This is a genomic window from Mycobacterium sp. PS03-16 (assembly GCF_004570325.1).
Lineage (GTDB): Bacteria > Actinomycetota > Actinomycetes > Mycobacteriales > Mycobacteriaceae > Mycobacterium.
The window spans coordinates 195,289-217,594 of record NZ_SPQO01000007.1; the positions used below are offsets into that span (position 1 = coordinate 195,289).

Genomic DNA, 22,306 nt, shown 5'->3' on the forward strand with positions numbered 1-22,306 from the left:
GCCAGGAAGGCCCGGACGGCCACGCGTGATCAGACTCCCCGGATCAGGTCGGCGCATTTCTCGGCCATCGTCATGACCGTGATGTTCGGGTTCACCGCAGGCAGTTTCGGCATCGCCGACGCGTCGACCACCCGCAGTCCCGTCACTCCCTTGACCCGGAGCTGCGGGTCGAGTACGGCCATCGGATCGTCGGCCGCGCCCATCCGCGCGGTGGCCGCCGGGTGGTAGACGGTGTTGTGGCACTGGTGGATGTAGTCGAGCAGTTCGTCGTCGGTGGTGGCGTCGGGGCCGGGGGCGAGTTCGCGTGCCACCCAGTCGGCCAGCGGCGCCTGCTCGGCGATCCGGCGGGCCAGCCGCACCCCGGCGAGCATGATCCGCTCGTCGTAGCCGTCGGGGTCGGTGAAGTAGCGGGGGTCGACGCGGGCGCGGTCGCGGAAGTCGCGGGTGCGCAACCGCACGGTGCCGCGGCTGTGGCCCTGGGTGACGTTGGGCGTGAGGCAGAATCCGTTGTCGGTGGTCGGGTAGCCGCGCCGTAGCGTGTTCATGTCGAAGGGAACGCTGCCGTAGTGCATCATCAGGTCGGGTTGTGCGGCACCGTCATCCAGGGTGGTGAACAGCCCGATCTCCCACCACTGGGTCGACGTCGAGACCATCGGCCGCGACGCCTCCCAGAACACCAGGCCTTCGACGTGGTCATCGAGGTTCGCGCCGACTCCCGGCGAGTCGACGCGCACCGCGATGCCCATCTCCCGTAGGTGCGCGGTCGGCCCGATCCCCGACAGCATCAACAGCTTCGGGGTGTCGATCGCGCCCGCGCACACGATCACCTCGCGGCGGGCGGATACGGCGTCGTAGCCGGTGAGGTCGGGCCGCTGATAGCGCACCCCGGTGGCCTGCAACGCCTCGTCGAACAGGATCTCGGCGATCCAGCAGTCGGTGCGCACCTCGAGGTTTCGCCGGGTGCCCAGTATCGGGTGCAGGAACGCGTGCGACGTCGAGTTCCGCAGGCCGTCCTCGCCGGCGTTGATCTGGAACCAGCCCGCCCCGTTGCGGACCGTCTCGCCGCGGTTGAACGCGACGGTGGGGATGCCGACCGCCGCGGCCGCCTCGAGAACCGCAGTCCCGCAGGGATCTTCGGGCGGGACGTCGCGCAGGAGCACCGTTTTGGTCAACCGGTCGGTCAGCGGCAGGATCTCGGCGGCGCCCCAGCCGGCGGCGCCCATGGTGACCCACTCGTCGAGCGCCTCGGCCGGCGGATGGAACGCGATGCAGGAGTTGTGCGACGAACATCCGCCGAGGACACGGGCCCGCGCGTGCCGCATGAACGAGTTCCCGCGCTCCTGCGGTTCGATCGGGTAGTCCCAGTCGTATCCCGAGTCGAGCAGGTGCATCCACCGGTCGAGCACCAGGATGTTGTCGTCGCCCACATCCGTAGGCCCGGCCTCGATGAGGCAGACGGTGACGCCGGGGTTCTCCGACAACCGGGCGGCGAGCACGCATCCGGCGGTCCCACCCCCGGCGATGACGTAATCGAACGTGCCCGTGTCAGCCATCGAGGCGAGCCTCGGTTTTCGTTGTCGCGGCGTGGGACTCGAGGCAGCCGATGTGGTGGCGGCCCTTGACGGCGTACCAGATCAGTCCGGCGCCGAGGATGACGCCGATGTAGACGAATGCGCCCCAGGTGTTGTACCAGGGTTCGCCGTAGACCGCGGCGCGCGGCCACGCCAGGTTGAGCGCCATCCCGATGCCCCACACCACCGCGACGATGTTCACCGGCAGCCCCCAGCGGCCCATGGTGAAGTAGCCGCCCTCCTTCAGATCTTTCGGCGGCCACTGGCCCTGCAGGCGCTTCTTGAGCAGCGGCCCGGTGACCATCAGGTAGGCCAGGTAGATCATGATGATCGCGATCGAGGTGAGCACGGTGAAGATCTGGGTGTTGGCGATGTTGAGCACCAGGATGATCACCGCGATGATGCCGATGGTCACCGCGGGCACGATCGGGGTCTGGGTCTTCGGGTGCACCGTGGCGAGCTTCTCGCCGAACGGCAGCGCGTTGTCGCGGGCCATCGCGAACGTCAGCCGGATCGCGGCGGTGTGCACCGCCAGGCAGCACACGGTGACGGCGACGACGATGCAGGCGAGGAAGATCTTGCCCAGCGGCCCCCACATGACCTGTTCGACGATGTACTGCAGTCCGCCGGAGCTCTCACCGAGTTGCGGGTCCTGCAGATTCGGGGCGGCCATCACCGCGAACACCAGGATGGCGCCGCCGATCACGAACGAGGCGAGGATGGCTCGGGCGATGGCCTTGGGTGCGGTGCGCCGCGGTTCGACGGTCTCCTCCCCCAGCGAGCTCGCGGTGTCGAAGCCGTACATCACGTATCCGGACGCCAGCGAGGCGATGAGGAACGCCCCGAGGAAGCCCATGGACTCTTCGGCCCCGTATCCGTTGCTGGAGAAGAACACCTCGGGGGTGTTCTGGATGTTGATGGCGAGCAGGAACGCGATGAGCACAGCGGCGATCAGTTCGATGAACACCCCGCTGCTGTTGATCATCGCCATCAGCCGCACGCCGAGCGCGTTGACCAGCGTGGTGAACGCGATGAGCACCGTGCCGAGCAGTACCGCGTTGGCGGCGTAGTCGTATTCGCCGCTGCCGTCGCCGATGATCTGGAACCCGCTCCACAGCCGCGGCAGGTTCAGCTGGTAGGCCAGCGCCACCGCGGAGATCGTGACGATCGACGCGGTGAGCATCAGCCAGCCCGACGTCCAGCCGACCAGCCGGCTGGCCAGTTTCTTGCTCCAGTTGTAGACCGATCCCGCGACCGGGTACTTGGCGGCGAGCTCCATGAAGCACAGCGCCACGGCCATCTGACCGACGAACACGATCGGCCATGACCACAGGTAGGCCGGTCCCGCGGTGCCGTAGCCGAAGTAGAACAGCTGGAAGGTGCCGGTCAGGATCGAGATGTAGCTGACTCCTGCGGCGAAGCTGGCGAACTTGCCGATGCTGCGGTCGAGCGATTCCCGGTAGCCGAAATCGTCCAGACCGCTGTCGGCGTGCGGTTCCTTGATGACCATCTGTGTGTCCTCTCGGGGTTCAGCCCTTGAACCAGCCGGCGGCCTGCGGTGCGGTGTTGTGCCAGATGTGTTTGATCTCTTGGTATTCGGCGAGCCCGGTGGGTCCGAGTTCGCGTCCGTTACCCGACTTGCCGTAGCCACCCCACTCCGCCGCCGCGGTGTAGTAGCCGAAGTCGTTGAGCCATACGGTGCCGTGCCGCAATGCCCGCACCACCCGTTCGCCCCGCGCGGGGTCGGAGGTCCGCACCCCGGCCGCGAGACCGTATTCCGTGTCGTTGCCGAGCGCGACCGCCTCGGCCTCGTCGGTGAACCGCTCCACCGTCAGGATCGGGCCGAAGGTCTCCTCGGTGACGATCCGCATCGACCGGTCACACCGGTCGAAGATCGTGGGCAGGTAGTAGCTGCCGGTCGCCAGCGCCGGGTCGTCCGGCCGGGCCCCACCGCACACGAGCGTGGCGCCCTCCGAGAGGCCGAGCGCCACATAGCGCTCGACTTTCTCGCGGTGCTGTTCGGAGACCAGCGGCCCGGTCTCGCTCGCCGGGTCCATGCCGTCCCCGACGCGGATCTTGCCCGCCCGCGCGGCCAGCGCGGCGACGAAGTCGTCGCCGATCGACTCCTCGACGATCAGCCTGGTGCCCGCCGAACACACCTGCCCCGAGTGCAGGAAGACACCGGTGAGCACGTGGTCGACGGCGGTGTCGAACGCTTCCCCGTCGCCGATATCGGCGAACACCAGGTGGGGGTTCTTCCCGCCGAGTTCCAGCGCCACCTTGGTGACGTGCTTGGCCGCCGTCTCGGCGATGGTGCGTCCGGTGGCCACACCGCCGGTGAACGAGATGAAGTCGACCTCGGAGGTGTCGGTGAGCGCGGACCCGAGCGTGGCGCCGCTGCCCTGCACCAGGTTCACCACGCCCGCCGGAACACCGGCCTCCTCGATCAGGCGGGTGAACGCGATCGTGGTCAGCGGTGTGACCTCGCTGGGTTTGAGCACCATCGTGCAGCCGGCGGCCAGGGCCGGTGCCACCTTCCAGGACATCTGCAACAGGGGGTAGTTCCACGGCGCGATCAGCACACAGACGCCGATCGGTTCACGGACCACGCGGCTGACGATGGCGGGATCGCCGACGTCGACGAGTCTGTCGGACTGCACGGCCACCAGCCGCGCGTAGTAGCGGAACACCGAGGTGACGTCGTCGATGTCGATGCGGCTCTCGGTCAGGGTCTTACCGGTGTCCCGGGTCTCGAGCAGGGCAAGCCGTTCTTTGTCGCGGATCAGCAGGTCGGCGACGCGGTCGAGCAGCGCGGCACGGTCGGCGACCGGTGTGGCGGGCCAGGCGCCGTCGTCGAACGCGGCGCGGGCGGCGGCGACGGCGGCGCGGGCATCGTCGGGTGTCGCCTCGTCGACGGTGGCGGCGACGCTGCCGTCGGCGGGGTTGACGATGTCGCGGGTGCCGCGGTCGGACGCATGCCGCCATGACCCCCCGATGTAGAGGTCCGGTTCACCGTCCATGGGTCTAACCCCTTGCGCAGCCGTCCGACGTGCCGAGACGGGACACTACCCACTGATGGAACTCCGCGAGGTGATGTTCGGCAGGGACGAGAACACCGCCGTGCTGATACGCGCGCGAGGACATGGCCGGTTGCGTGCGTTCGCACGCCGCGAAGTCCTGCTGGTTGACCCGGTGGAACAGCTCCACCGAGTGCGATACGTCGTGCCCGGCGGCCACCACGTCCGGCGCGTAGAGCCAGTCGCATTCGACGACCGTGCGGTCGGGCGCCAGCGGATACATGCGGTGGAAGATGATGTGGTCGGGTACCAGGTTGACGAACACCGACGGCCGCACCGTGATCGCGAAGTAGCGCCGGTCCTGGTCGGCCATCAGCCCGGGCAGCCTGCCGAACCCGTCCGTCCCGTCGACGGTGAAACCCGCGACGTCCGCGGCGAATTCGGCGCCGTGACCGACGTAGGACTGGGCGGCCATCCCGCGCGCGAACTCCGGCAGCACGTCGACGAGTTCGGGATGGATCGACGCACAGTGGTAACACTCCATGAAGTTCTCGACGATGAGCTTCCAGTTCGCCGCTACGTCGTAGACCACGCGCCGGCCCAGCTGCAGCCCGTCGATTCCGTACCGGTCGACCGCCCCGTCGTCGCCGAGCCGCAGCGTCACCTCGCCGACGACGGTCTCCTCGAACGACGGCGGCAGGTCGGCCAGGCACACCCACGCGTAGCCGAGCCACTCGGTGAGCGCGACCGGCACCAGCCCGTACCGGTACCGGTCGATCGCTACCCCGTCGTCGTCGGTGAGCGCCGCGATGTTGGGCGCGGCCACCAGCTTTCCGTCCAGCGCGTAGGTCCACGCGTGGTATGGGCAGCGCAGCGTCCGGCGCACCTGTCCCTCGGATTCGGTGCACAGTTGGGCGCCGCGGTGGCGGCACACGTTGAGGAACGCCCGCAGCATGCCGTCGCGGCCGCGGACCACGAGCACGCTCTCGCGGCCGATCTGGACCTTCTTGAACTGGCCCGCCAGCGCGAGGTCTGCGGACCGCGCCGCGCAGATCCACGAGTTCTCGAAGATCTTCTCCTGCTCGGCGGCGAACACCGCCTCGCTGGTGTAGTAGTCGCCGCCGAGCGTGGCCAGCAGTGTGGGCGGGTGTTGGGTGGCGGTCATGCGGTCACCAGCCGTCGCGGGTCGAACAGGTCGATGGGATGGCGGGTGGCGCCGTCGATCGCCAGGTCCGCCAGAATTTCGCCCACCACGGGCACGAATTTGAACCCGTGACCCGAGAAGCCGCACGCCACCGTGACATTGGCGGCGGCGGGGTGGCGGGCGATGACGAAGTGTTGATCCGGGGTGTTGGAGTACATGCACGTCGCGGAGTGCACGCAGGGCCCGTCGAGCGCCGGGATCAGGTGCGCCACCTCGGCGCGCATCTCGGCGATCTCGCGGTCGTGCACGACGCGGTCGATGGTGTCGGGGGTGCAGACGGTGCCCTTACGGAAGAACGCGACCTTGACACCGCCGGCCGGCCCGTCGATGGCCGGAAACCCGTAGATTTGTTCGCCGTCCGCGTTCTCCGAGATGAAGATCGGGTGGTCCTCGAAGGGGCCGGTGCCGCCGACGGGGTCGAGCCAGTACAGCACCTGCCGTTCGACGGTGATCGGGATGCCGAACTCGGAGAGCAGTTCGGGCGCCCACGCCCCGGGGCAGATCACCAGCTGTCCGGCGGTGTGGGTGCCGCCGGTGGTCGTGACCGCGACGCCTTCGGCGGTCTCCTGCCATCCGGTCACCGTTTCACCGAACACCAGCGTGGCGCCGGCGCGTTCGGCGAGGTCGAGGTGCGCCTGCACGGTCAGTTCGGGGCGGGCGAAGCCGGCCTTGGCCTCGTAGAGCGCGATGTCCCCGGGGCGCGGCGTGAAATTCGGATACCGGGCGTGGATCTCCGCTGCGTCGAGCACCTCATGCGGGAGGTCCCACTCACGGCTGGCCCGCAGGCTGCCCGCCACGGTGAGGCAGTCCGGCGGCCCGATGAACAGTCCGCCGGTCATCCGGTAGACCTCGCGGGCGGCGTCGGCGGCCAGCTGGTCCCACAGTTCGTAGGCGCGCAGCAGCAGCGGCACGTAGGCCGGGTCCTCGAAATACGACTGGCGGATGATGCGGGATCCGCCGTGGCTGGAGCCCTTGTCGTGGGCCGGGGTGAAACGGTCCAGTCCGAGGACGCGTTGACCGCGCGCGGCGAGGTGGTAGGCCGCGGCGCTGCCCATTCCCCCCAGGCCGATGACGATGACGTCCGCATGTGTCGGGTGCACCATGGCTATCTCCGGATCCGCAGCATGTCGGGGTCCACGACCGGTTCGGGGTGGATGACGGCCCGGTGGCGGGTGCCCCGGTAGTCGACGGTCACCGATTCACCAGTGGCGGCGTCGGCAGGCAGCCACGCGTAGGCGATGGTGCGCCCGACCGTGGCCGAGAAGCCGGCGCTGGTGACGTACCCGGCGCACCGGTCGTCCCGGAAGACCGGCTCCTTGCCCAGCACCACCGCACTCGGGTCCTCGAACACGATGCTGCGCAGCAGGTTTGCCGGTTCGGACGCCCGCTCGAGCGCCGCGCGGCCGACGAAGTCACCCTTGTCCATCCGCACCGCGAAGTCGAGGCCGGCCGCGGCGGGCAGGTGTTCGGGCGTCATGTCGGTGCCCCAGCTGCGATAGCCCTTCTCGATGCGCAAGCTGTTGAACGCGATCCGGCCGGCGGGAACGATGCCGTGCGCGCGGCCGGCTTCGCACAGCAGGTCCCACAGCGCTGCGCCGTAGTCGGCGCTGGTGTAGATCTCCCAGCCGAGCTCGCCGACGTAGGACACCCGCATCATGGTGACCGGGATGGCGCCCAGATAGGTGCGCAGACAACGGAAGTAGCGAAACGCGCCGTGCGACAGGTCGTCCGGGCACAGCGGTTGGGCGACGTCGCGGGCCAGCGGGCCCCACAGGCCCACACAGCAGGTCGCGCCGGTGATGTCCCGCAGCATCACGTCGTCCGGCCGGTGCCGCTCGAGCCAGTCGAGGTCGCGCGGGGAGTTCGCACCGACCTGGAACGTGCTCTCCCCCAGCCGGGCGACGGTCAGATCGCTGCGGATCCCGCCGGCCTCGTCGAGCATCAGGGTGTAAGTCACCGACCCGACGCTCTTGTCGACATTGTTGGTGGTCATCCGTTGCAGGAACGCCGCGGCGCCGGGCCCGGACACCTCGTAGCGGGTCAGCGGGGTCATGTCGTACATCGCGACGCGGTCCCGGGTCGCCCGGGCCTCGGCGACCGAGATCGGTGACCAGAACCGCGCCGACCAGTCGTCGCGGTCGGGGACCTGCAGTCCGGTCAGCAGGTCGGCGTTGGCGTCGAACCACGCCGGGCGCTCCCAGCCGCCGCCCTCGTAGAAGTACGCGCCGAGCTCGCGGTGGCGGGCATGGAACGGGCTGGTGCGCAGCCCGCGCAGCTTCTCACGGAACTGGTACGGGTGCACGATGTCGTACACCTCGATGAAGGCCTGCGAACTGGTCTGCATGACGAATTCCGGGCTGCGCGCGACGTCCTCGAACCGGTAGAGGTCGCATTCGCTGACGTCCACCGTCGGGGTGCCGTCGAGGATCCACTCCGCCGTCGCTCGGGCCACGCCCGCCGAGTGCGTCACCCAGACCGCCTCGGCCACCCAGAAACCCGCCAGCTCCCGGTGCTCCCCCATGATCGAGAAGCCGTCCGGGGTGAACGAGAAGATCCCGTTGAACGCCTCCTCGACCTTCGCGTCGCCGAGCGCGGGCAGCAGTCCGACCGCGGCGTCCCACGCGGGCGCGAAGTCCTCGTCGGTGAACGGCAGCATCGACGGCATGGCTTCGTCGGCGGTGTCGGCCATCAGCGTGGACAGGTCCACCGGCATCGGGCGGTGGCTGTAGGAGCCGATGCCCACGCGGTCGACGTGCTCGCGGAAGTACAGGTCGGCGTCCTGGTGGCGCAGGATCGGCAACCCCGCCTCCGCCGGCTCGGTGTTGCGGCAGGCCAGCGGCGCCACCTGGCCGGTCTTCGCGTACTGATGGGCCATCGGCACCAGCGGCACCACCAGCCCGACCTGCTTGGCCAGCTGCGCGCCCCAGAACCCGGCCGCGCAGACCACGACGTCGGCGTCGATGACGCCGGTGGACGTCCGCACGCCCGTGACCCGGCCGTGGTGGTCGAGGACGCCGAGCACCTCGGTGTGCGGCAGGAACGTCGCGCCGCGCGCCATCGCCCGCCTGCCCTGCGCTTCGGCGGCGCGCACGGCCTTGGCCAAACCGTCTGCAGGCGTGTGGAATCCGCCGAGGATCCGGTCCTGGTCCAGCAGCGGGTGCAGGGAGGCGCATTCGCCGGGCGTGAGCAGCCGTCCCTCGATGCCCCAGGCCTGCGCCCAGCCGGCCTTGCGGTGTAGATCGGCCCAGCGCTGCGGCGTGGTGGCGACCTCGAGGCCGCCGACCTGGTTGAAGGCCCACCCGTCGGGGTGCTCGAGCGCGCAGAACTTCTCAACGGTGTACCGCGCGAACGCCGTCATGGTCTTCGACGGGTTGGTCTGGAAGACCAGGCCGGGCGCGTGCGACGTGGAGCCGCCGGTGACGAACAGCGGCCCACGGTCGACCACGGTGACGTCGGTGGCCCCGCGCGCGGTCAACTCGTCGGCCAGCGATGTCCCGACGATCCCGGCACCGATGATCACGATTCTCGGCATGAATGAACCGGCTTCCACTGAGGGAAGATGCTGTTGCATATTACGCAACGCGCTCTTCTATACGCAACAGCGATTGTTCACCCGGCCAGCGCGGAGCGCAAGGTGAACACGCTGGGAGATCGCTGGGAACCGACGCGTGCCGGGGCGCGCCCCGAGACTGAACCTATGCAGCGGAAGTGCGGGTAGACCCCTGCGTAGCTTCAGTCTCGCGCCCAGGCGGGGGGAACTCGCGGCAGCTGGCGGGCGCCGCCACACGCGGGCGGACCAGCGGGCTCAGCTGGTGATGATCGCCGTACACCGCGGCGAGTCGGCGCACACCGTGCCGTTGACGGTGTGCCCGCAGCCCGGCGCCGGGTCCGCCCCCGCGACCCGGGTCGGCGGGCGGTTCTGCCGCAGCTCGTCGACCAGGTCCAGCGCCAGGCGGGCGAACCTGCGGTCGGCATTCGGCGTGGTCGCGCGTGCCATCAGGATGCCGAGTTCGGCGGCCTGCTCGCGCACCTCGTTGTCGAGGTCCCACACCACCTCGATGTGGTCGGACACGAAGCCGATCGGGCAGATGATCACTGCCCGCACGCCCTGTTCGGCCAGCGCGGTCATGTGGTCACCGATGTCGGGTTCCAGCCACGGGATGCGCGGCGGCCCCGACCGCGACTGCCACACCTGGTCGAATTCGTCGACGCCCGCGGCGGCGGCCACCAGCCGGGCGGCGTAGTGCACCTGGCGGCTGTATAGGCGGGGTCCGTGCCGGTCGTCGGCGGCGGTGGGAATCGAGTGCGCGGTGAACACCAGCCGCGCGTCGTCACGCAGCTCGGCCGGAAGCTCTTGCCGCGCAGCGTGGATCGACTCCGCGAACATCTCGATGAACAGGGGGTGGTCGAAATAGTGCCGGAGCTTGAGCAGTTCGGGCGCGTCGTCGCCGACGGCCGCGCGGCCCCGGGCGATGTCCTCGTTGTACTGCGTGCAGCTCGAGTAGCCACCCCACGCCGAGGTGGCGAACACCGCCGCGCGCCGCACACCGGCGTCGCGCATCGCGGTGACCGTGTCCTCGACGTACGGCTCCCAGTTGCGGTTGCCGAAGTACACCGGCAGATCCTCGCCGCGCTCGGCGAGTTCGGCTTCGATCTGCTCGATCAGCGCCCGGTTGATCCCGTTGATCGGCGAGACCCCACCGAAGTGCAGATAGTGCTCGGCGACGCTGGCCAGCCGCTCGCGCGGGATCCCGCGTCCGCGGGTCACGTTCTCCAGGAACGGCATCACCTGCTCGGGGCCCTCGGGGCCACCGAACGACAGCACGAGCAGCGCGTCAAACAACGGGGCACTCCACTAGAGCAGCTGGGTGCTGGCGCCGCCGTCGGCGTAGATGATGGTGCCGGTGGTGGCGGGCAGCCAGTCCGACAACAGGGCGCACACCGTCTTGGCGACCGGGGTGGGATCCTTCATGTTCCAGCCCAGCGGGGCGCGCTGGTCCCAACCCTCCTCGAGCAGCTGCATCTGGGCGCCGGCCTCGTCGCCGAGGGCGCCGCCGACGATCGCGCTCATCGCCAGTGTCCGGATCGGCCCGGCGGCAACGAGATTCGACCGCACACCGACCTTGCCGGCCTCACGGGCGACGAACCGGTTCACCGACTCGAGCGCACTCTTGGCGACGGTCATCCAGTTGTAGGCCGGCATCGCGCGGGTGGGGTCGAAGTCCATGCCGACGATGCCACCGCCCGGGTTCATGATCGGCAGCACGGCCTTGGCCAGCGAGGCGTACGAGTACGCCGAGATGTGGATGCCCTTGGCGACGTCCTCGTACGGGGCGTCGAAGAACGGGTTGATGCCCATACCGGTCTGCGGCATGAAGCCGATCGAGTGCACCACACCGTCGAGCTTGTTGCCTTCGCCGATCACCTCGGTGATGCGGTCGGCCAGGGTGTCGAGATGCTCGTCGTTCTGAACGTCGAGTTCGAGCAGCGGCGGCTTCGACGGGAGCCGGTCGAGGATCCGCTCGATCAGCCGCATCCGGTTGAAGCCGGTGCACACCACCTCGGCGCCCGCCTCCTGGGCGACCTTGGCGATGTAGAACGCGATCGACGAGTCGGTGATGATCCCCGTGACGAGGATCCGCTTACCTTCGAGAAAGCCTGCCATGTGAAAGTCCTTACCTTCCTTAGTGACCCATGCCCATGCCGCCGTCGACCGGGATCACCGCACCGGCGATGTAGGTCGCGTCCTCCGAAGCCAGGAAGCTGACCGCTCCGGCCACCTCCTCGGCGGTGCCGACCCGCTTGGCGGGGATGAAGTCGAGCGCGCCGGCCTGGATCCGCTCGTCCAGGGCCCGGGTCATCTCCGTGTCGATGTAGCCGGGCGCCACCACGTTCGCGGTCACCCCGGCCTTGGCCAGTTCGCGCGAGATGGAGCGGGCCATACCGATCAGCCCGGCCTTGGCGGCCGCGTAGTTGGCCTGGTTGCCGATGCCCCACATGCCCGAGACCGAACCGATGAAAATGATGCGGCCGAACCGCTTCCGCTGCATGCTGCGCGAGGCCCGCTGCGCCACCCGGAACGCGCCGGTGAGGTTGGCGTTGATGACCTCTTCGAACCGCTCCTCGGTCATCCGCATGAGGAACGCGTCCTTCGAGATGCCGGCGTTGGACACCAGGACCTCGACCGCCCCCTGGTGTTGCTCGACCTCCTTGAAGGCGCGGTCGACGGCCTCGTTGTCGGTGACGTCACACTCGACGCCGAACAGTCCCTCGGGGGCGCCGGATCCGCGGTGGGTCACCGCGACCTTGTGCCCGTCGGCCGCCAGCCGCTGCGCGATCGCCAGGCCGATGCCCCGGTTGCCGCCGGTGACGAGCACCGAACGGGAGACGAACGCGGGCCGCCCGCCCGTGTCACCGGCAGCGTCAACGCGATCCTCGGTGGAAGTCATGTCCGTCAACTTAGTCGGTGCCCGCCATTCTTAAGAAATCGCCTTAGCTAACCGGGCAGCCGGCGGTTGATCAGCATCGCGGCGAGCGCCGAGAGTGCCAACACCAGCGCGCCGAGCCGCAGCCAGCCCACGCTGGCGTCACCCTTGATGGTCTCGTAGCCGATCTGCTGCTGCAGATTCGAGTACACCTCGCGCAGCTGCTCGAGGCTGGACGCGGTGAACGCCTCGCCACCGGAGAGGTCGGCGATCTTCTTGAGCATCTCGTCGTCCACCGGAACCGGTTGGCGCTGATCGTTGATCTCGACGTAGCCGTACGGGGTGCCGAACGAGATCGTCGAGATCGGCACACCCTGATCCTTGGCCGTGCGGGCCGCGGTGAACGCACCCTTGGGGTTGTCGGGGTTCGACGGCACGGTCTCCTTACCGTCGGAGAACAGCACGATGCGCGCCGGAGGCGGTTCGTCACCGCCGCCGATCACCGCGCCGACCGTGGCGACGGCCTGCAGCGCGGTGAAGATGCCTTCACCGGTCGCGGTGCGGTCGGCCAGCTGCAGCTTGTCGATCGCGTTCTTGGTGGCCTCGCGGTTGGTGGTCGGCGACACCAGCACGGTCGCGGTGCCGGCGTAGGCGATCAGCCCGAGGTTGATGCCCGGGGTCAGCTCGTCGGCGAACTGCTTGGACGCCTCCTGCGCGGCGGCCAGCCGGCTCGGCGACACGTCGGTGGCCCGCATGGACTGCGACACGTCGATCACCAGCATCACCACCGCGCGGTTGCGCGGGATCCGCACGTCGCGGGTCGGACCCGCCATCGCGACAGTCAGCAGCAGTAACGCGGCGACCAACAGGATGGCCGGCAGGTGCCGCCACCGCTTGGGCCGGTTCGGGGCGACGCTCTCCAGCAGCTCCATGTTGGCGAAGCGCAGCATCCGCCGCTGCCGGGCCAGCGCCACGATGACGTAGAGGCCGACCAGTCCGAGCACGACGAGAAGGAACAGGAAGAACCACGGGTGTTCGAAACCCGACAGCGAGATCGGGCCGAGCAACGGCAAAGTCATGTGTTACTTGTCATTTCGTCGATCGATGTGTCGTGTCATCGGCGCCAGTTGCTCTTCGCGCAAGCGCTCATCGGCCGGCCAGGGCGCCGCGCCGCCGCTGGGCCACGAACCGCACCACGTCGGCGATCCAGTCCCGGTCGGTGCGCAACGTCAGCAGCGGGGCGTCGCAGCGCCGCAGCGTGCGGGCGACCTCGGCGCGGTGTTCGGCGGCCGCCCGCTCGAAGTCCTCCCGCAGCTGGTGGTCGATGGTGAACTCGCGCGTGACCCCGGTCTCGGCGTCCTGCAGCACGACGTCACCGACGTCGGGCAGCTCGATGTCGCGCGGGTCGAGCACCTCGACGCCGAGCACCTCGTGGCGTCCGGAGATGGCGCGCAGTGGCCGCATCCAATTGATCGGGCCGAGGAAGTCACTGATCACCACGGCCATCCCACGGCGGCGTTCGGGGCGACGCAGCGCGTCGATGGCGGCGGCCAGATCGCCGCGCACGCCCGGTGGCGCCTTGGGCATGGTCGCGATCGTGCGCAGCATCTCCTGCTCGTGCATGCGGCCCGACAGGGCGGGCACCCGCCGCACCGTGTCGCCGTTGGCGATGATCGCCCCGATGCGGTTACCGCCCCCGCTGTTGAGGAACGTGATGGCCGCGGCCGCGGCCACGGCGAGGTCGCGCTTCTCGCTGCCGGTGGTCCCGAAGTCGAGGCTGGCCGACATGTCGACCACCAGCCAGGTCTCCAGCTCGCGGTCGGCGATCATCTCCCGCACGTGCGGGATGGTGGTGCGCGCGGTGACCGACCAGTCCATACGGCGCACGTCGTCGCCGGGTTCGTACATCCGCGACTCCCCCGGTTCGGAGCCGGGGCCGGGCAGCAGCCCGAGATGGTCGCCGTGCAGAACGCCGTCGAGTTTGCGCCGGACGGTCAGTTCCAGTTTGCGTAGCGCCGCCGACAGCGCGGGGTCGCGGATCTCCCCGCGCTGCAGCGACGGCAGGTCGACCGTGCGGCGTGCGGGCTCGGTCACCGACCGCCCGCCACGCCCGCCCCGGCCGGGACTGCGGGCTGACCCGAAGGCCCTTGCTGCGGAATGGCATTCACCTGGGGCAGCGCCACGGTCTGCATGATGCGCCCGATCACGGTCTCGGCCGAGACCTCGTCGGCCAGCGCGTCGTAGGTGAGCACCAGGCGGTGGCGCAGCACGTCCGGGATGACCTCGACGACGTCCTGGGGAATCACGTAATCGCGGCCGCGCACCAGCGCCAGTGCGCGGGCGGCGGCGATGATGCCCAGCGACGCGCGCGGGGAGGCGCCGTAGGCGATCCACGACTTCGCGTCGGGCATCCCGAACTTCTCCGGCTCGCGGGTCGCGGTGACGATCCGCACGACGTAGTCGACGAGCGCGTGGTGGACGAACGTGTTGGCCGCGACATCCTGCAGCCGCAGCAGGTCGCCGGGGGCGAGGATCTGCTTGGGCTCGGGCGCCTTGACGCCCATGCGGTAGATGATCTCCCGCTCTTCCTCGGGCGACGGGTAGTCGATGTTGAGCTTGAACAGGAAGCGGTCGCGCTGGGCTTCGGGCAGCGCGTACACGCCCTCCTGCTCGATCGGGTTCTGGGTCGCCATCACCAGGAACGGTTGCGGCAGCGGGAACGTCTTGCCACCGATGGAGATCTTGCGTTCGGCCATGACCTCCAGCAGCGCCGACTGCACCTTGGCCGGGGCGCGGTTGATCTCGTCGGCGAGCAGGAAGTTGACCACGACCGGGCCGAGTTCGATGTCGAACTCCTCCTTACCCTGCCGGAAGATGCGGGTACCGATGATGTCGGTGGGCACCAGGTCGGGGGTGAACTGGATGCGGGCGAACGTGCCGCCGACCACCTTGGCGAACGTCTCGACCGCCAGCGTCTTCGCGACACCGGGCACACCTTCGAGCAGCACGTGGCCCTTGGCCAGCAGGCCGACCAGCATCCGCTCCACCAGGCGGTCCTGGCCGACGATGATGCGCTTGACCTCGAAGATGGCGCGTTCGAGAGTGTTGACCTCACCCTGCAGCCCGCCGTTGTGGTGCGCGGGCGGCTGGCCCTGCGGAGCGGCGTGCGAACCGGCGGGGTACCCCTGCGCGGGATTCGAGCCGGAAAAGCCTCCGGCGCCCTGCGGCGGCCCACTCGGTGACGTCATCGAGATTCCTCCCACTGTTGCTTCCAGTCGAGCCGCTCTCCGGGCCCGTGCCGCAGGCCGTTCCCGCGTCAGCGCTCGGGCGCACCGGCGCCCGCCTCAACTATTCCAGGCACTTCCGGATCCGTCGACGCTGCCCGGGTGGCCTCAGCGTGCGCTCAGGATTCGATGATGCGGGCCGCGTAGGGCTGCAGACCCGAGGTGCGGACCGGGCTGACCGTCACTTTGCCCGCACTGCCCGACGACTCGATCATCTGCCCGTTGCCGAGGTACATCGCGACGTGCTGGCTGCCGCCGGGTCCCCAGAACAGGAGGTCGCCACGTTTGGCCTGGGCGACGGGCACCTTGCGCCCGGTGTCGTACTGGTCCCCGGAGTACTTCGGGATCAGGACCCCGACACCGGCGTAGGAGAACTGGGTGAACCCCGAGCAGTCGTAACCGACGGTGTTGGCGCCCGAGTCGATGCCGCGGCTGGGCCCGCTGGGTTTGCCGCCGCCCCACGAGTACGGGGTGCCCATCTGCGACGCGCCGCGGCGGATGACGTATTCGATGGCCTGCGGACCGCGCACCCGGCCGGGTGCCACACCCGCCGCCGGGGCGGCGCCGCCCAGCCCCATGCTGGACAGGAACTTGCGACCGAGGTCCATGGTGACCTGGGTGGCCTGCGCGGTGGCGGCCAGCGACGCATTCGCGATCGCCAGCGGGTCGCCGGGCGCGCCCGCGCTGATCAGCTTCGGCAGCGTCGGATCCCACTGCCCGTCCTCGGGCGCGGCCGCCGCGGTGTGAGTGGCGCCCACCAGCATCGCGCCCGCGGCGGCGACCGCGAGGATCGCCATACCGCAGCGGGACACCAACGCGCGCAACGCTTTCAACAAAGTCACCATTCGATCAATCGAGTCGCGTACGGGGTCATGCCGCTGGTGCGCACCGGCGAGACCTTGACGTGGCTGCCGGTGTACGGGGCCTCGAGCATCTGGCCGTCGCCGAGGTAGATCGCGACGTGCTGGCTGGCGTTGGGTCCCCAGAACAGCAGGTCGCCGCGGCGCATCTGGGAGTTGGGGACCTTGCGGCCCGCGTTGTACTGCGAGCCCGAGTAGTGGTCGAGTTTGATGCCGACGCCGGCGAAGGCGTAGAGCACCAACCCGGAGCAGTCGAACCCGACCGTGCCGGCGCCTGAGTCGATGCCGCGGCTCGGGCCGGCCGCGTTGCCGCCACCCCAGGAGTAGGGCACGCCCATCTGCGACATCGCGCGGCGGATGACGTACTCGGTGGCCTGCCGGCCGTAGACCCGCGGGATCGCGCCATTGTTGGTGTAGCCGGACGGGGTGGGCAGCAGGCCCAGCTTCTGCAGGAAGTTGCGCCCCATCTGCTGGGTCACCTGCGCCGAGGTGGCGGTGATGCCCAGGACGGCGTTGATGATCGCGATCGGGTCCCCGCTGACGAACGCGCTCGGGATGGCCGGGAGCGTCGGATCCCACGCGGTGTTCCAGTTCTGGGTGGCCGGCGCGGTGGCCCCGGGCGTGCGGTCCCAGTTGCCCGACGGCGCCACGGCCTGCGGTGCCGCCGCCCGGGCGGGAGCCGGTCCGGGCGCGGGTGCGGTCGCCCGGGTGGTCGACGCCTTCTGGACCTCGGCCAGCCGGGTCTGCGCCGCGGTGCGTTCGGCGGTGAGCCGGTTGAGTTCGGCCTGCTGACCGCCGAAGTTGCGCTGCGCCTCGGTGAGCGCGGCGACCGCGGCCTGCTGGCTGGCCTGGGCGTCTGCCGCCGCCCGGTCGGCCTTCTGCTTGGCCAGCCGGGCCGCGGACTCCTTGTTGACCTGTTCGGTGCGGGCGCGCTGCAGGTTCTCCATCACCCGCGCCGAGGTCATCGACAGCGTCTGCGCGGTCGAGGCGGTGTGCAGGATGTCCGCCGGGTCACCGGCGGCGAGGTACGACGACGACGGTCCGTTGACATAGGTCGCGGCGGCGAACGTGTCGAACCGCTGCTGCGCCGACTCGATCGCGATGGTGGCGTCCTCGATACCGCGCCGGCTGGCTTCCAGCTCGCGCTGTGCGGTGGCCGCGGCGTCCCGGGCATTTTGCACGTCGAGGATGGCTTTGTTGACGCCTTCCTGGGTGCTCTGCACCGCGGCGCCGAGTTCCTGCAGCTTCTGGTCGGCGTTGGCGACGGCGGCGACGAGCGTCGCCACGTCGTCGGGGTCGGCGGCCGCCGTACCGCCGCCCCACAGGACCGTGCCCATCAGCATTCCGACGGTCAGCGGCAGCGCGCAGGCCCGGCCGTACATCCGGGAGGCGGCGGCGCGAGTGGAGCGCTTCATTCGACTCAGGTCTCCTCGGGTCGACGCGAACGTGCCGGCACATTCGTCGGCGCACCCATGCTCAGAAGTCACAGCAGACACAACGACAACATTGGGTACCGACAGCACCGTACGTCACATTCGACGCTGAAGAAACTTTAGTCACAAATTACAACAATGTAATTGCCAGACTTGTTATCGAAAGGTGATTATCGAATTTGCCGACCGCGGCCGGCGGGCGGATCAGCCCTGGTCAGTCCCCGTAGTGGCCGGCTCCCCCTGCACCGAGCGTTTGCCTCGGATCTGTAACCACCGCGTTGCCGCAACCGCGGCGGCGACGGCCAGAACCACCACAATTGTCAGGCCCGTCCAGGGGAAATCAGGGGTGTTGAGCTGGCTCACGAAATTCTCCGACGACTGCACCGGATCGCCGGTCTTGGCCAGGTCCTGCCCGGCCTCCAGGGTGACGCGGTCGAACTGCGTGCTGTACGCGCCGGCGAATGACGGGCTCATCGCGAGCACGGTCGACCCCGGGTAGGCCTGACCCACCTCGGTGGCGATGTCGCGCAGCGGGGTGTCCAGCGGCGGATTGGTCGGGATGACGACGATCTTGAGATCGATACCGTCGGCGCGCGCCTCGGAGACCACCTGGCGCAGCGCGGCCTGATCGGCGGCCGGCGCACTCACCCCGTCGTCGCGAACGTCGGCGACGACCTCGCTCATGCAGGTGTCCACCGGCGTGGTCGCCGGATCCCGTCCGACCAGCCCGCATACGTCCGTCGGAATGTACCCGGGCAGGAAGGGCAGGACATGCGGAGCGCTCACGAGCAGACGGTACCGCGACGGCGGGTACCCGGGTGGCAGGGCCCGCGGACGGCGACCAGACTGGTACCCGGCCGTGACTCCGCCCTGGAGTGAAATGCAGGACAAGCGTACTGTTAGAGTCAGGAGCGCCGCCGACACAGCCCGTCGACGGCGAGAACTAGCCGGGAGTTGATGTGAGCAGTAAGGATTCGTCGAAGAACTCATTTGATGCCCGTGACACCCTCGAGGTCGGCGGCACGTCGTACGAGATCTACCGCCTCGACAAGGTTCCCGGCACCGAGAAGCTGCCCTACAGCCTCAAGGTGCTCGCCGAGAACCTGTTGCGCACCGAGGACGGCGCGAACATCACCAAGGACCACATCGAGGCCATCGCCAACTGGGATCCCGAGGCCGACCCGAGCATCGAGATCCAGTTCACGCCGGCCCGCGTGATCATGCAGGACTTCACCGGCGTGCCGTGCATCGTCGACCTGGCCACCATGCGCGAGGCCGTCGGCGACCTCGGCGGCGACCCGCAGAAGGTCAACCCGCTGGCGCCGGCCGATCTGGTCATCGACCACTCGGTGATCGCCGACCTGTTCGGCCGCGAGGACGCCTTCGAGCGCAACGTCGAGATCGAATACGAGCGCAACGGCGAGCGCTATCAGTTCCTGCGCTGGGGTCAGGGCGCCTTCGACGACTTCAAGGTGGTGCCGCCCGGCACCGGCATCGTGCACCAGGTCAACATCGAGTACCTGGCCAGTGTCGTCATGGACCGGGACGGGGTGGCCTATCCGGACACCTGTGTCGGCACCGACAGCCACACCACGATGGAGAACGGCCTGGGCGTGCTGGGCTGGGGCGTCGGTGGCATCGAGGCGGAGGCCGCGATGCTCGGCCAGCCCGTCTCGATGCTCATTCCCCGCGTCGTCGGCTTCAAGCTGACCGGTGAGCGCCGCCCCGGCGTCACCGCCACCGACGTGGTTCTCACCGTCACCGAGATGCTGCGCAAGCACGGCGTGGTCGGCAAGTTCGTCGAGTTCTACGGTGAGGGCGTGGCCGAGGTGCCGCTGGCCAACCGCGCCACGCTGGGCAACATGAGCCCCGAATTCGGTTCTACCGCCGCTATTTTCCCGATCGACGACGTCACCATCGATTATCTGCGGATGACCGGCCGCAGCGATCAGCAGCTCGCGCTGGTCGAGGCCTATGCCAAGGAGCAGGGCATGTGGCACGACCCGAGCCGCGAGCCGAAGTTCTCCGAGTACCTCGAACTGGACCTGGCCGACGTGGTGCCCTCGATCGCGGGGCCCAAGCGTCCGCAGGACCGCATCGCCCTGGATGACGCGAAGTCCGCGTTCCGCAAGGACATCCACAACTACGTGGAGAACGGCAACTCGCCGGCGCACTCGAACGTCGACGAGGCGGTCGAGGAGACCTTCCCGGGCAGCGATCCGGTGTCGCTGTCGTTCGCCGAGGAGGATGCCGTCGAGGTCGTCTCCGCGGCCAACGGCGCCGAGGGCCGACCGACCAACCCGATCACGGTGAAATCCGACGAGCGCGGCGAGTTCGTGCTCGACCACGGGGCCGTGGTGATCGCCGCCATCACCTCCTGCACCAACACCTCCAACCCCGAGGTGATGCTCGGCGCGGCGCTGCTGGCCAAGAACGCCGTCGAGAAGGGCCTGACCTCCAAGCCGTGGGTCAAGACCACCATGGCACCCGGGTCGCAGGTCGTCACCGACTACTACGACAAGGCCGGCCTGTGGCCGTACCTGGAGAAGCTGGGCTTCTACCTGGTCGGGTACGGCTGCACCACCTGCATCGGCAACAGCGGTCCGCTGCCGGAGGAGATCAGCAAGGCCGTCAACGACAACGACCTGTCGGTCACCGCGGTGCTGTCGGGTAACCGCAACTTCGAGGGCCGGATCAACCCGGACGTGAAGATGAACTACCTCGCGTCGCCGCCGCTGGTGATCGCCTACGCGCTGGCCGGCAGCATGGACTTCGACTTCCAATCCGACTGCCTGGGCAAGGACAAAGACGGTAACGAGGTGTTCTTGAAGGACATCTGGCCGTCGCAGAAGGACATCTCGGACACGATCGCCAACGCGATCAGCCAGGAGATGTTCGTCAAGAACTACGCCGACGTGTTCAAGGGCGACGAGCGGTGGCGCAACCTGCCCACCCCGAGCGGTGACACGTTCGAGTGGGACGCCGAGTCGACCTACGTGCGCAAGCCTCCGTACTTCGACGGCATGCCGGCCGAACCGCAGCCGGTCACCGACATCAGCGGTGCGCGGGTGCTGGCCCTGCTGGGCGATTCGGTCACCACCGACCACATCTCCCCCGCCGGCAGCATCAAGCCGGGCACACCGGCCGCGCAGTACCTCGACGAGCACGGGGTGGAGAAGAAGGACTACAACTCCTACGGCTCGCGCCGCGGCAACCACGAGGTGATGATCCGGGGCACGTTCGCCAACATCCGGCTCAAGAACCAGCTGCTCGACGACGTGTCGGGCGGGTACACCCGGGACTTCACCCAGGGCGGCGAGCAGGCGTTCATCTACGACGCCGCGCAGAACTACGCCGCGCAGGACATCCCGCTGGTGGTGCTCGGCGGCAAGGAGTACGGCTCCGGCTCGTCGCGCGACTGGGCGGCCAAGGGCACCCGGCTGCTCGGCGTGCGGGCGGTGATCACCGAATCGTTCGAGCGCATCCACCGCAGCAACCTGATCGGCATGGGCGTCATCCCGCTGCAGTTCCCCGAGGGTGAGTCGGCCGCGAGCCTCAAGCTCGACGGCACCGAGACGTTCGACATCACCGGGATCGAGGCGCTCAACGAGGGCAAGACGCCGAAGACCGTGCACGTCACCGCGACGAAGGAAGGCGGCGACAAGGTCGAGTTCGACGCGGTGGTGCGCATCGACACCCCCGGTGAGGCCGACTACTACCGCAACGGCGGCATCCTGCAGTACGTGCTGCGCAACATGCTCAAGTCCAAGTAAGGGTCCGGCGAGCGCGGCGCGAGGAGGCACGAATGCCCCGGGTCACCGATGACCATCTGGCGGCCCGGCGGCGGCAGATTCTCGACGGCGCGCGTCGGTGCTTCGCGGAGTACGGATACAACGAGGCGACCGTGCGACGGCTCGAACAGACGATCGGGCTGTCGCGCGGCGCCATCTTCCACCACTTCCGCGACAAGGACACGTTGTTCTTCGAGTTGGCGCGCGAGGACGCCGAGCGGATGGCCGATGTGGCCTCGCGCGAAGGACTGATTCAGGTGATGCGTGACCTGCTGGCGGCACCGGAGCAGTTCGACTGGCTGGCCACCCGGCTGGAGATCGCCCGCAAATTGCGCAACGACCCGGCGTTCAGCCGGGGCTGGGCCGAGCGCTCCGCGGAGTTGTCCGCGGCCACCACGGCACGGCTACGGCGTCAGAAGCAGGCGGGCAGGCTGCGCGACGACGTCCCCAGCGACGTCCTGCAGACCTACCTCGACCTGGTTCTGGACGGCCTGGTGGCACGGCTGGCCTCCGGGGACGACCCGAAGAAGCTCAGCGCGGTACTCGACCTGGTCGAGGCGTCGGTGCGCCAGCAGGGTTCCGGCACCGGCTAGATGTACTCGGCAGGGACGTTGTTGACGGTTTGGCTGTGAGAGGGGAGGACCTCCGGGCTTAGTGGAGATGTCTGACGTCTTCACACACACGGAGGTCCTCGTGTCCCACGCTAATGCTCGGCTGACCG

General features: G+C 68.9%; 17 protein-coding genes. 2 read left to right on the plus strand and 15 right to left on the minus strand.

Translation table 11 applies throughout. The features are described from left to right. Nucleotides 1-29: 29 nt before the first annotated feature. The 15 genes from E4P42_RS08845 to E4P42_RS08915 form a co-directional block, all read right to left on the minus strand. Nucleotides 30-1,553, minus strand: a complete 1,524-nt coding sequence (locus tag E4P42_RS08845; RefSeq protein WP_135125188.1) for a GMC family oxidoreductase — start codon at nt 1,551-1,553, stop codon at nt 30-32. Beyond that, a complete protein-coding gene (locus E4P42_RS08850) occupies nt 1,546-3,081 on the minus strand; it encodes an APC family permease (protein ID WP_135125191.1) in 1,536 nt (511 codons plus the stop codon). Before E4P42_RS08850 ends, E4P42_RS08845 begins: the two co-directional genes overlap by 8 nt. 19 nt (nt 3,082-3,100) lie before the next feature. Next, the gene (locus E4P42_RS08855; RefSeq protein ID WP_135125193.1) at nt 3,101-4,591 is read right to left on the minus strand and encodes an aldehyde dehydrogenase family protein; all 1,491 of its coding nucleotides are present in this window, start codon (nt 4,589-4,591) and stop codon (nt 3,101-3,103) included. Nucleotides 4,592-4,595: 4 nt separating this feature from the next. Continuing rightward, nucleotides 4,596-5,753, minus strand: a complete 1,158-nt coding sequence (locus E4P42_RS08860; RefSeq protein ID WP_135125195.1) for an aromatic ring-hydroxylating dioxygenase subunit alpha — start codon at nt 5,751-5,753, stop codon at nt 4,596-4,598. Further along, nucleotides 5,750-6,895 carry an N-methyl-L-tryptophan oxidase gene (gene solA, locus E4P42_RS08865; protein WP_135125197.1) on the minus strand — a complete coding sequence of 382 codons (1,146 nt, stop codon included), beginning with the start codon at nt 6,893-6,895 and terminating at the stop codon, nt 5,750-5,752. Before solA ends, E4P42_RS08860 begins: the two co-directional genes overlap by 4 nt. 2 nt (nt 6,896-6,897) lie before the next feature. Next, nucleotides 6,898-9,324, minus strand: coding sequence for an FAD-dependent oxidoreductase (locus E4P42_RS08870; protein ID WP_135125199.1), 2,427 nt, complete (start codon nt 9,322-9,324; stop codon nt 6,898-6,900). Between the two features lie 273 nt (nt 9,325-9,597). After that, nucleotides 9,598-10,578 (minus strand): ferrochelatase, encoded by a 981-nt coding sequence (locus E4P42_RS08875; protein WP_245233952.1) that lies wholly within the window; start codon nt 10,576-10,578, stop codon nt 9,598-9,600. Nucleotides 10,579-10,647: 69 nt separating this feature from the next. Then, on the minus strand, nt 10,648-11,457 hold the full coding sequence (inhA, locus tag E4P42_RS08880) for an NADH-dependent enoyl-ACP reductase InhA (RefSeq protein WP_135125204.1): 810 nt from the start codon (nt 11,455-11,457) through the stop codon (nt 10,648-10,650). A gap of 19 nt (nt 11,458-11,476) precedes the next feature. Next, the gene (gene fabG1 / locus E4P42_RS08885; RefSeq protein WP_135125206.1) at nt 11,477-12,241 is read right to left on the minus strand and encodes a 3-oxoacyl-ACP reductase FabG1; all 765 of its coding nucleotides are present in this window, start codon (nt 12,239-12,241) and stop codon (nt 11,477-11,479) included. A gap of 47 nt (nt 12,242-12,288) precedes the next feature. After that, the gene (locus tag E4P42_RS08890; RefSeq protein ID WP_135125209.1) at nt 12,289-13,296 is read right to left on the minus strand and encodes a VWA domain-containing protein; all 1,008 of its coding nucleotides are present in this window, start codon (nt 13,294-13,296) and stop codon (nt 12,289-12,291) included. Nucleotides 13,297-13,363: 67 nt separating this feature from the next. Then, nucleotides 13,364-14,311: a DUF58 domain-containing protein gene (locus tag E4P42_RS08895; protein WP_135125211.1), complete on the minus strand. Its 948-nt coding sequence runs from the start codon at nt 14,309-14,311 to the stop codon at nt 13,364-13,366. After that, the gene (locus tag E4P42_RS08900) at nt 14,308-15,465 is read right to left on the minus strand and encodes a MoxR family ATPase (protein WP_135125213.1); all 1,158 of its coding nucleotides are present in this window, start codon (nt 15,463-15,465) and stop codon (nt 14,308-14,310) included. Before E4P42_RS08900 ends, E4P42_RS08895 begins: the two co-directional genes overlap by 4 nt. A 155-nt stretch (nt 15,466-15,620) precedes the next feature. After that, a complete protein-coding gene (gene ripB, locus E4P42_RS08905; protein ID WP_245233953.1) occupies nt 15,621-16,298 on the minus strand; it encodes an NlpC/P60 family peptidoglycan endopeptidase RipB in 678 nt (225 codons plus the stop codon). A gap of 41 nt (nt 16,299-16,339) precedes the next feature. Next, a complete protein-coding gene (ripA, locus tag E4P42_RS08910) occupies nt 16,340-17,776 on the minus strand; it encodes an NlpC/P60 family peptidoglycan endopeptidase RipA (RefSeq protein WP_135125215.1) in 1,437 nt (478 codons plus the stop codon). 222 nt (nt 17,777-17,998) lie between these two features. Further along, nucleotides 17,999-18,580, minus strand: a complete 582-nt coding sequence (locus E4P42_RS08915; RefSeq protein WP_135125217.1) for a DUF6676 family protein — start codon at nt 18,578-18,580, stop codon at nt 17,999-18,001. 173 nt (nt 18,581-18,753) lie between these two features. Between E4P42_RS08915 and E4P42_RS08920 the strand changes: the two genes are divergently transcribed. Together E4P42_RS08920 and E4P42_RS08925 are read left to right on the plus strand one after the other, a co-directional pair. Beyond that, complete coding sequence (locus E4P42_RS08920; RefSeq protein ID WP_135125219.1) at nt 18,754-21,567, plus strand: aconitate hydratase; 2,814 nt, start codon at nt 18,754-18,756, stop codon at nt 21,565-21,567. Between the two features lie 32 nt (nt 21,568-21,599). Continuing rightward, nucleotides 21,600-22,178: a TetR/AcrR family transcriptional regulator gene (locus E4P42_RS08925; protein WP_135125221.1), complete on the plus strand. Its 579-nt coding sequence runs from the start codon at nt 21,600-21,602 to the stop codon at nt 22,176-22,178. The last annotated feature ends 128 nt before the right edge of the window (nt 22,179-22,306 follow it).

Bases quoted from the DNA above. Each gene is read 5' to 3' on its own strand.
- E4P42_RS08870 (WP_135125199.1), bottom strand. From the start codon at position 9,324: ATGCCGAGAATCGTGATCATCGGTGCCGGGATCGTCGGGACATCGCTG.
- E4P42_RS08925 (WP_135125221.1), top strand. From the start codon at position 21,600: ATGCCCCGGGTCACCGATGACCATCTGGCGGCCCGGCGGCGGCAGATT.
- inhA (WP_135125204.1), bottom strand. From the start codon at position 11,457: ATGGCAGGCTTTCTCGAAGGTAAGCGGATCCTCGTCACGGGGATCATC.
- fabG1 (WP_135125206.1), bottom strand. From the start codon at position 12,241: ATGACTTCCACCGAGGATCGCGTTGACGCTGCCGGTGACACGGGCGGG.
- E4P42_RS08855 (WP_135125193.1), bottom strand. From the start codon at position 4,591: ATGGACGGTGAACCGGACCTCTACATCGGGGGGTCATGGCGGCATGCG.
- solA (WP_135125197.1), bottom strand. From the start codon at position 6,895: ATGGTGCACCCGACACATGCGGACGTCATCGTCATCGGCCTGGGGGGA.
- E4P42_RS08890 (WP_135125209.1), bottom strand. From the start codon at position 13,296: ATGACTTTGCCGTTGCTCGGCCCGATCTCGCTGTCGGGTTTCGAACAC.
- ripB (WP_245233953.1), bottom strand. From the start codon at position 16,298: ATGGCGATCCTCGCGGTCGCCGCCGCGGGCGCGATGCTGGTGGGCGCC.
- E4P42_RS08860 (WP_135125195.1), bottom strand. From the start codon at position 5,753: ATGACCGCCACCCAACACCCGCCCACACTGCTGGCCACGCTCGGCGGC.
- ripA (WP_135125215.1), bottom strand. From the start codon at position 17,776: ATGAAGCGCTCCACTCGCGCCGCCGCCTCCCGGATGTACGGCCGGGCC.
- E4P42_RS08850 (WP_135125191.1), bottom strand. From the start codon at position 3,081: ATGGTCATCAAGGAACCGCACGCCGACAGCGGTCTGGACGATTTCGGC.
- E4P42_RS08900 (WP_135125213.1), bottom strand. From the start codon at position 15,465: ATGACGTCACCGAGTGGGCCGCCGCAGGGCGCCGGAGGCTTTTCCGGC.
- E4P42_RS08845 (WP_135125188.1), bottom strand. From the start codon at position 1,553: ATGGCTGACACGGGCACGTTCGATTACGTCATCGCCGGGGGTGGGACC.
- E4P42_RS08875 (WP_245233952.1), bottom strand. From the start codon at position 10,578: ATGCCGTTCCTGGAGAACGTGACCCGCGGACGCGGGATCCCGCGCGAG.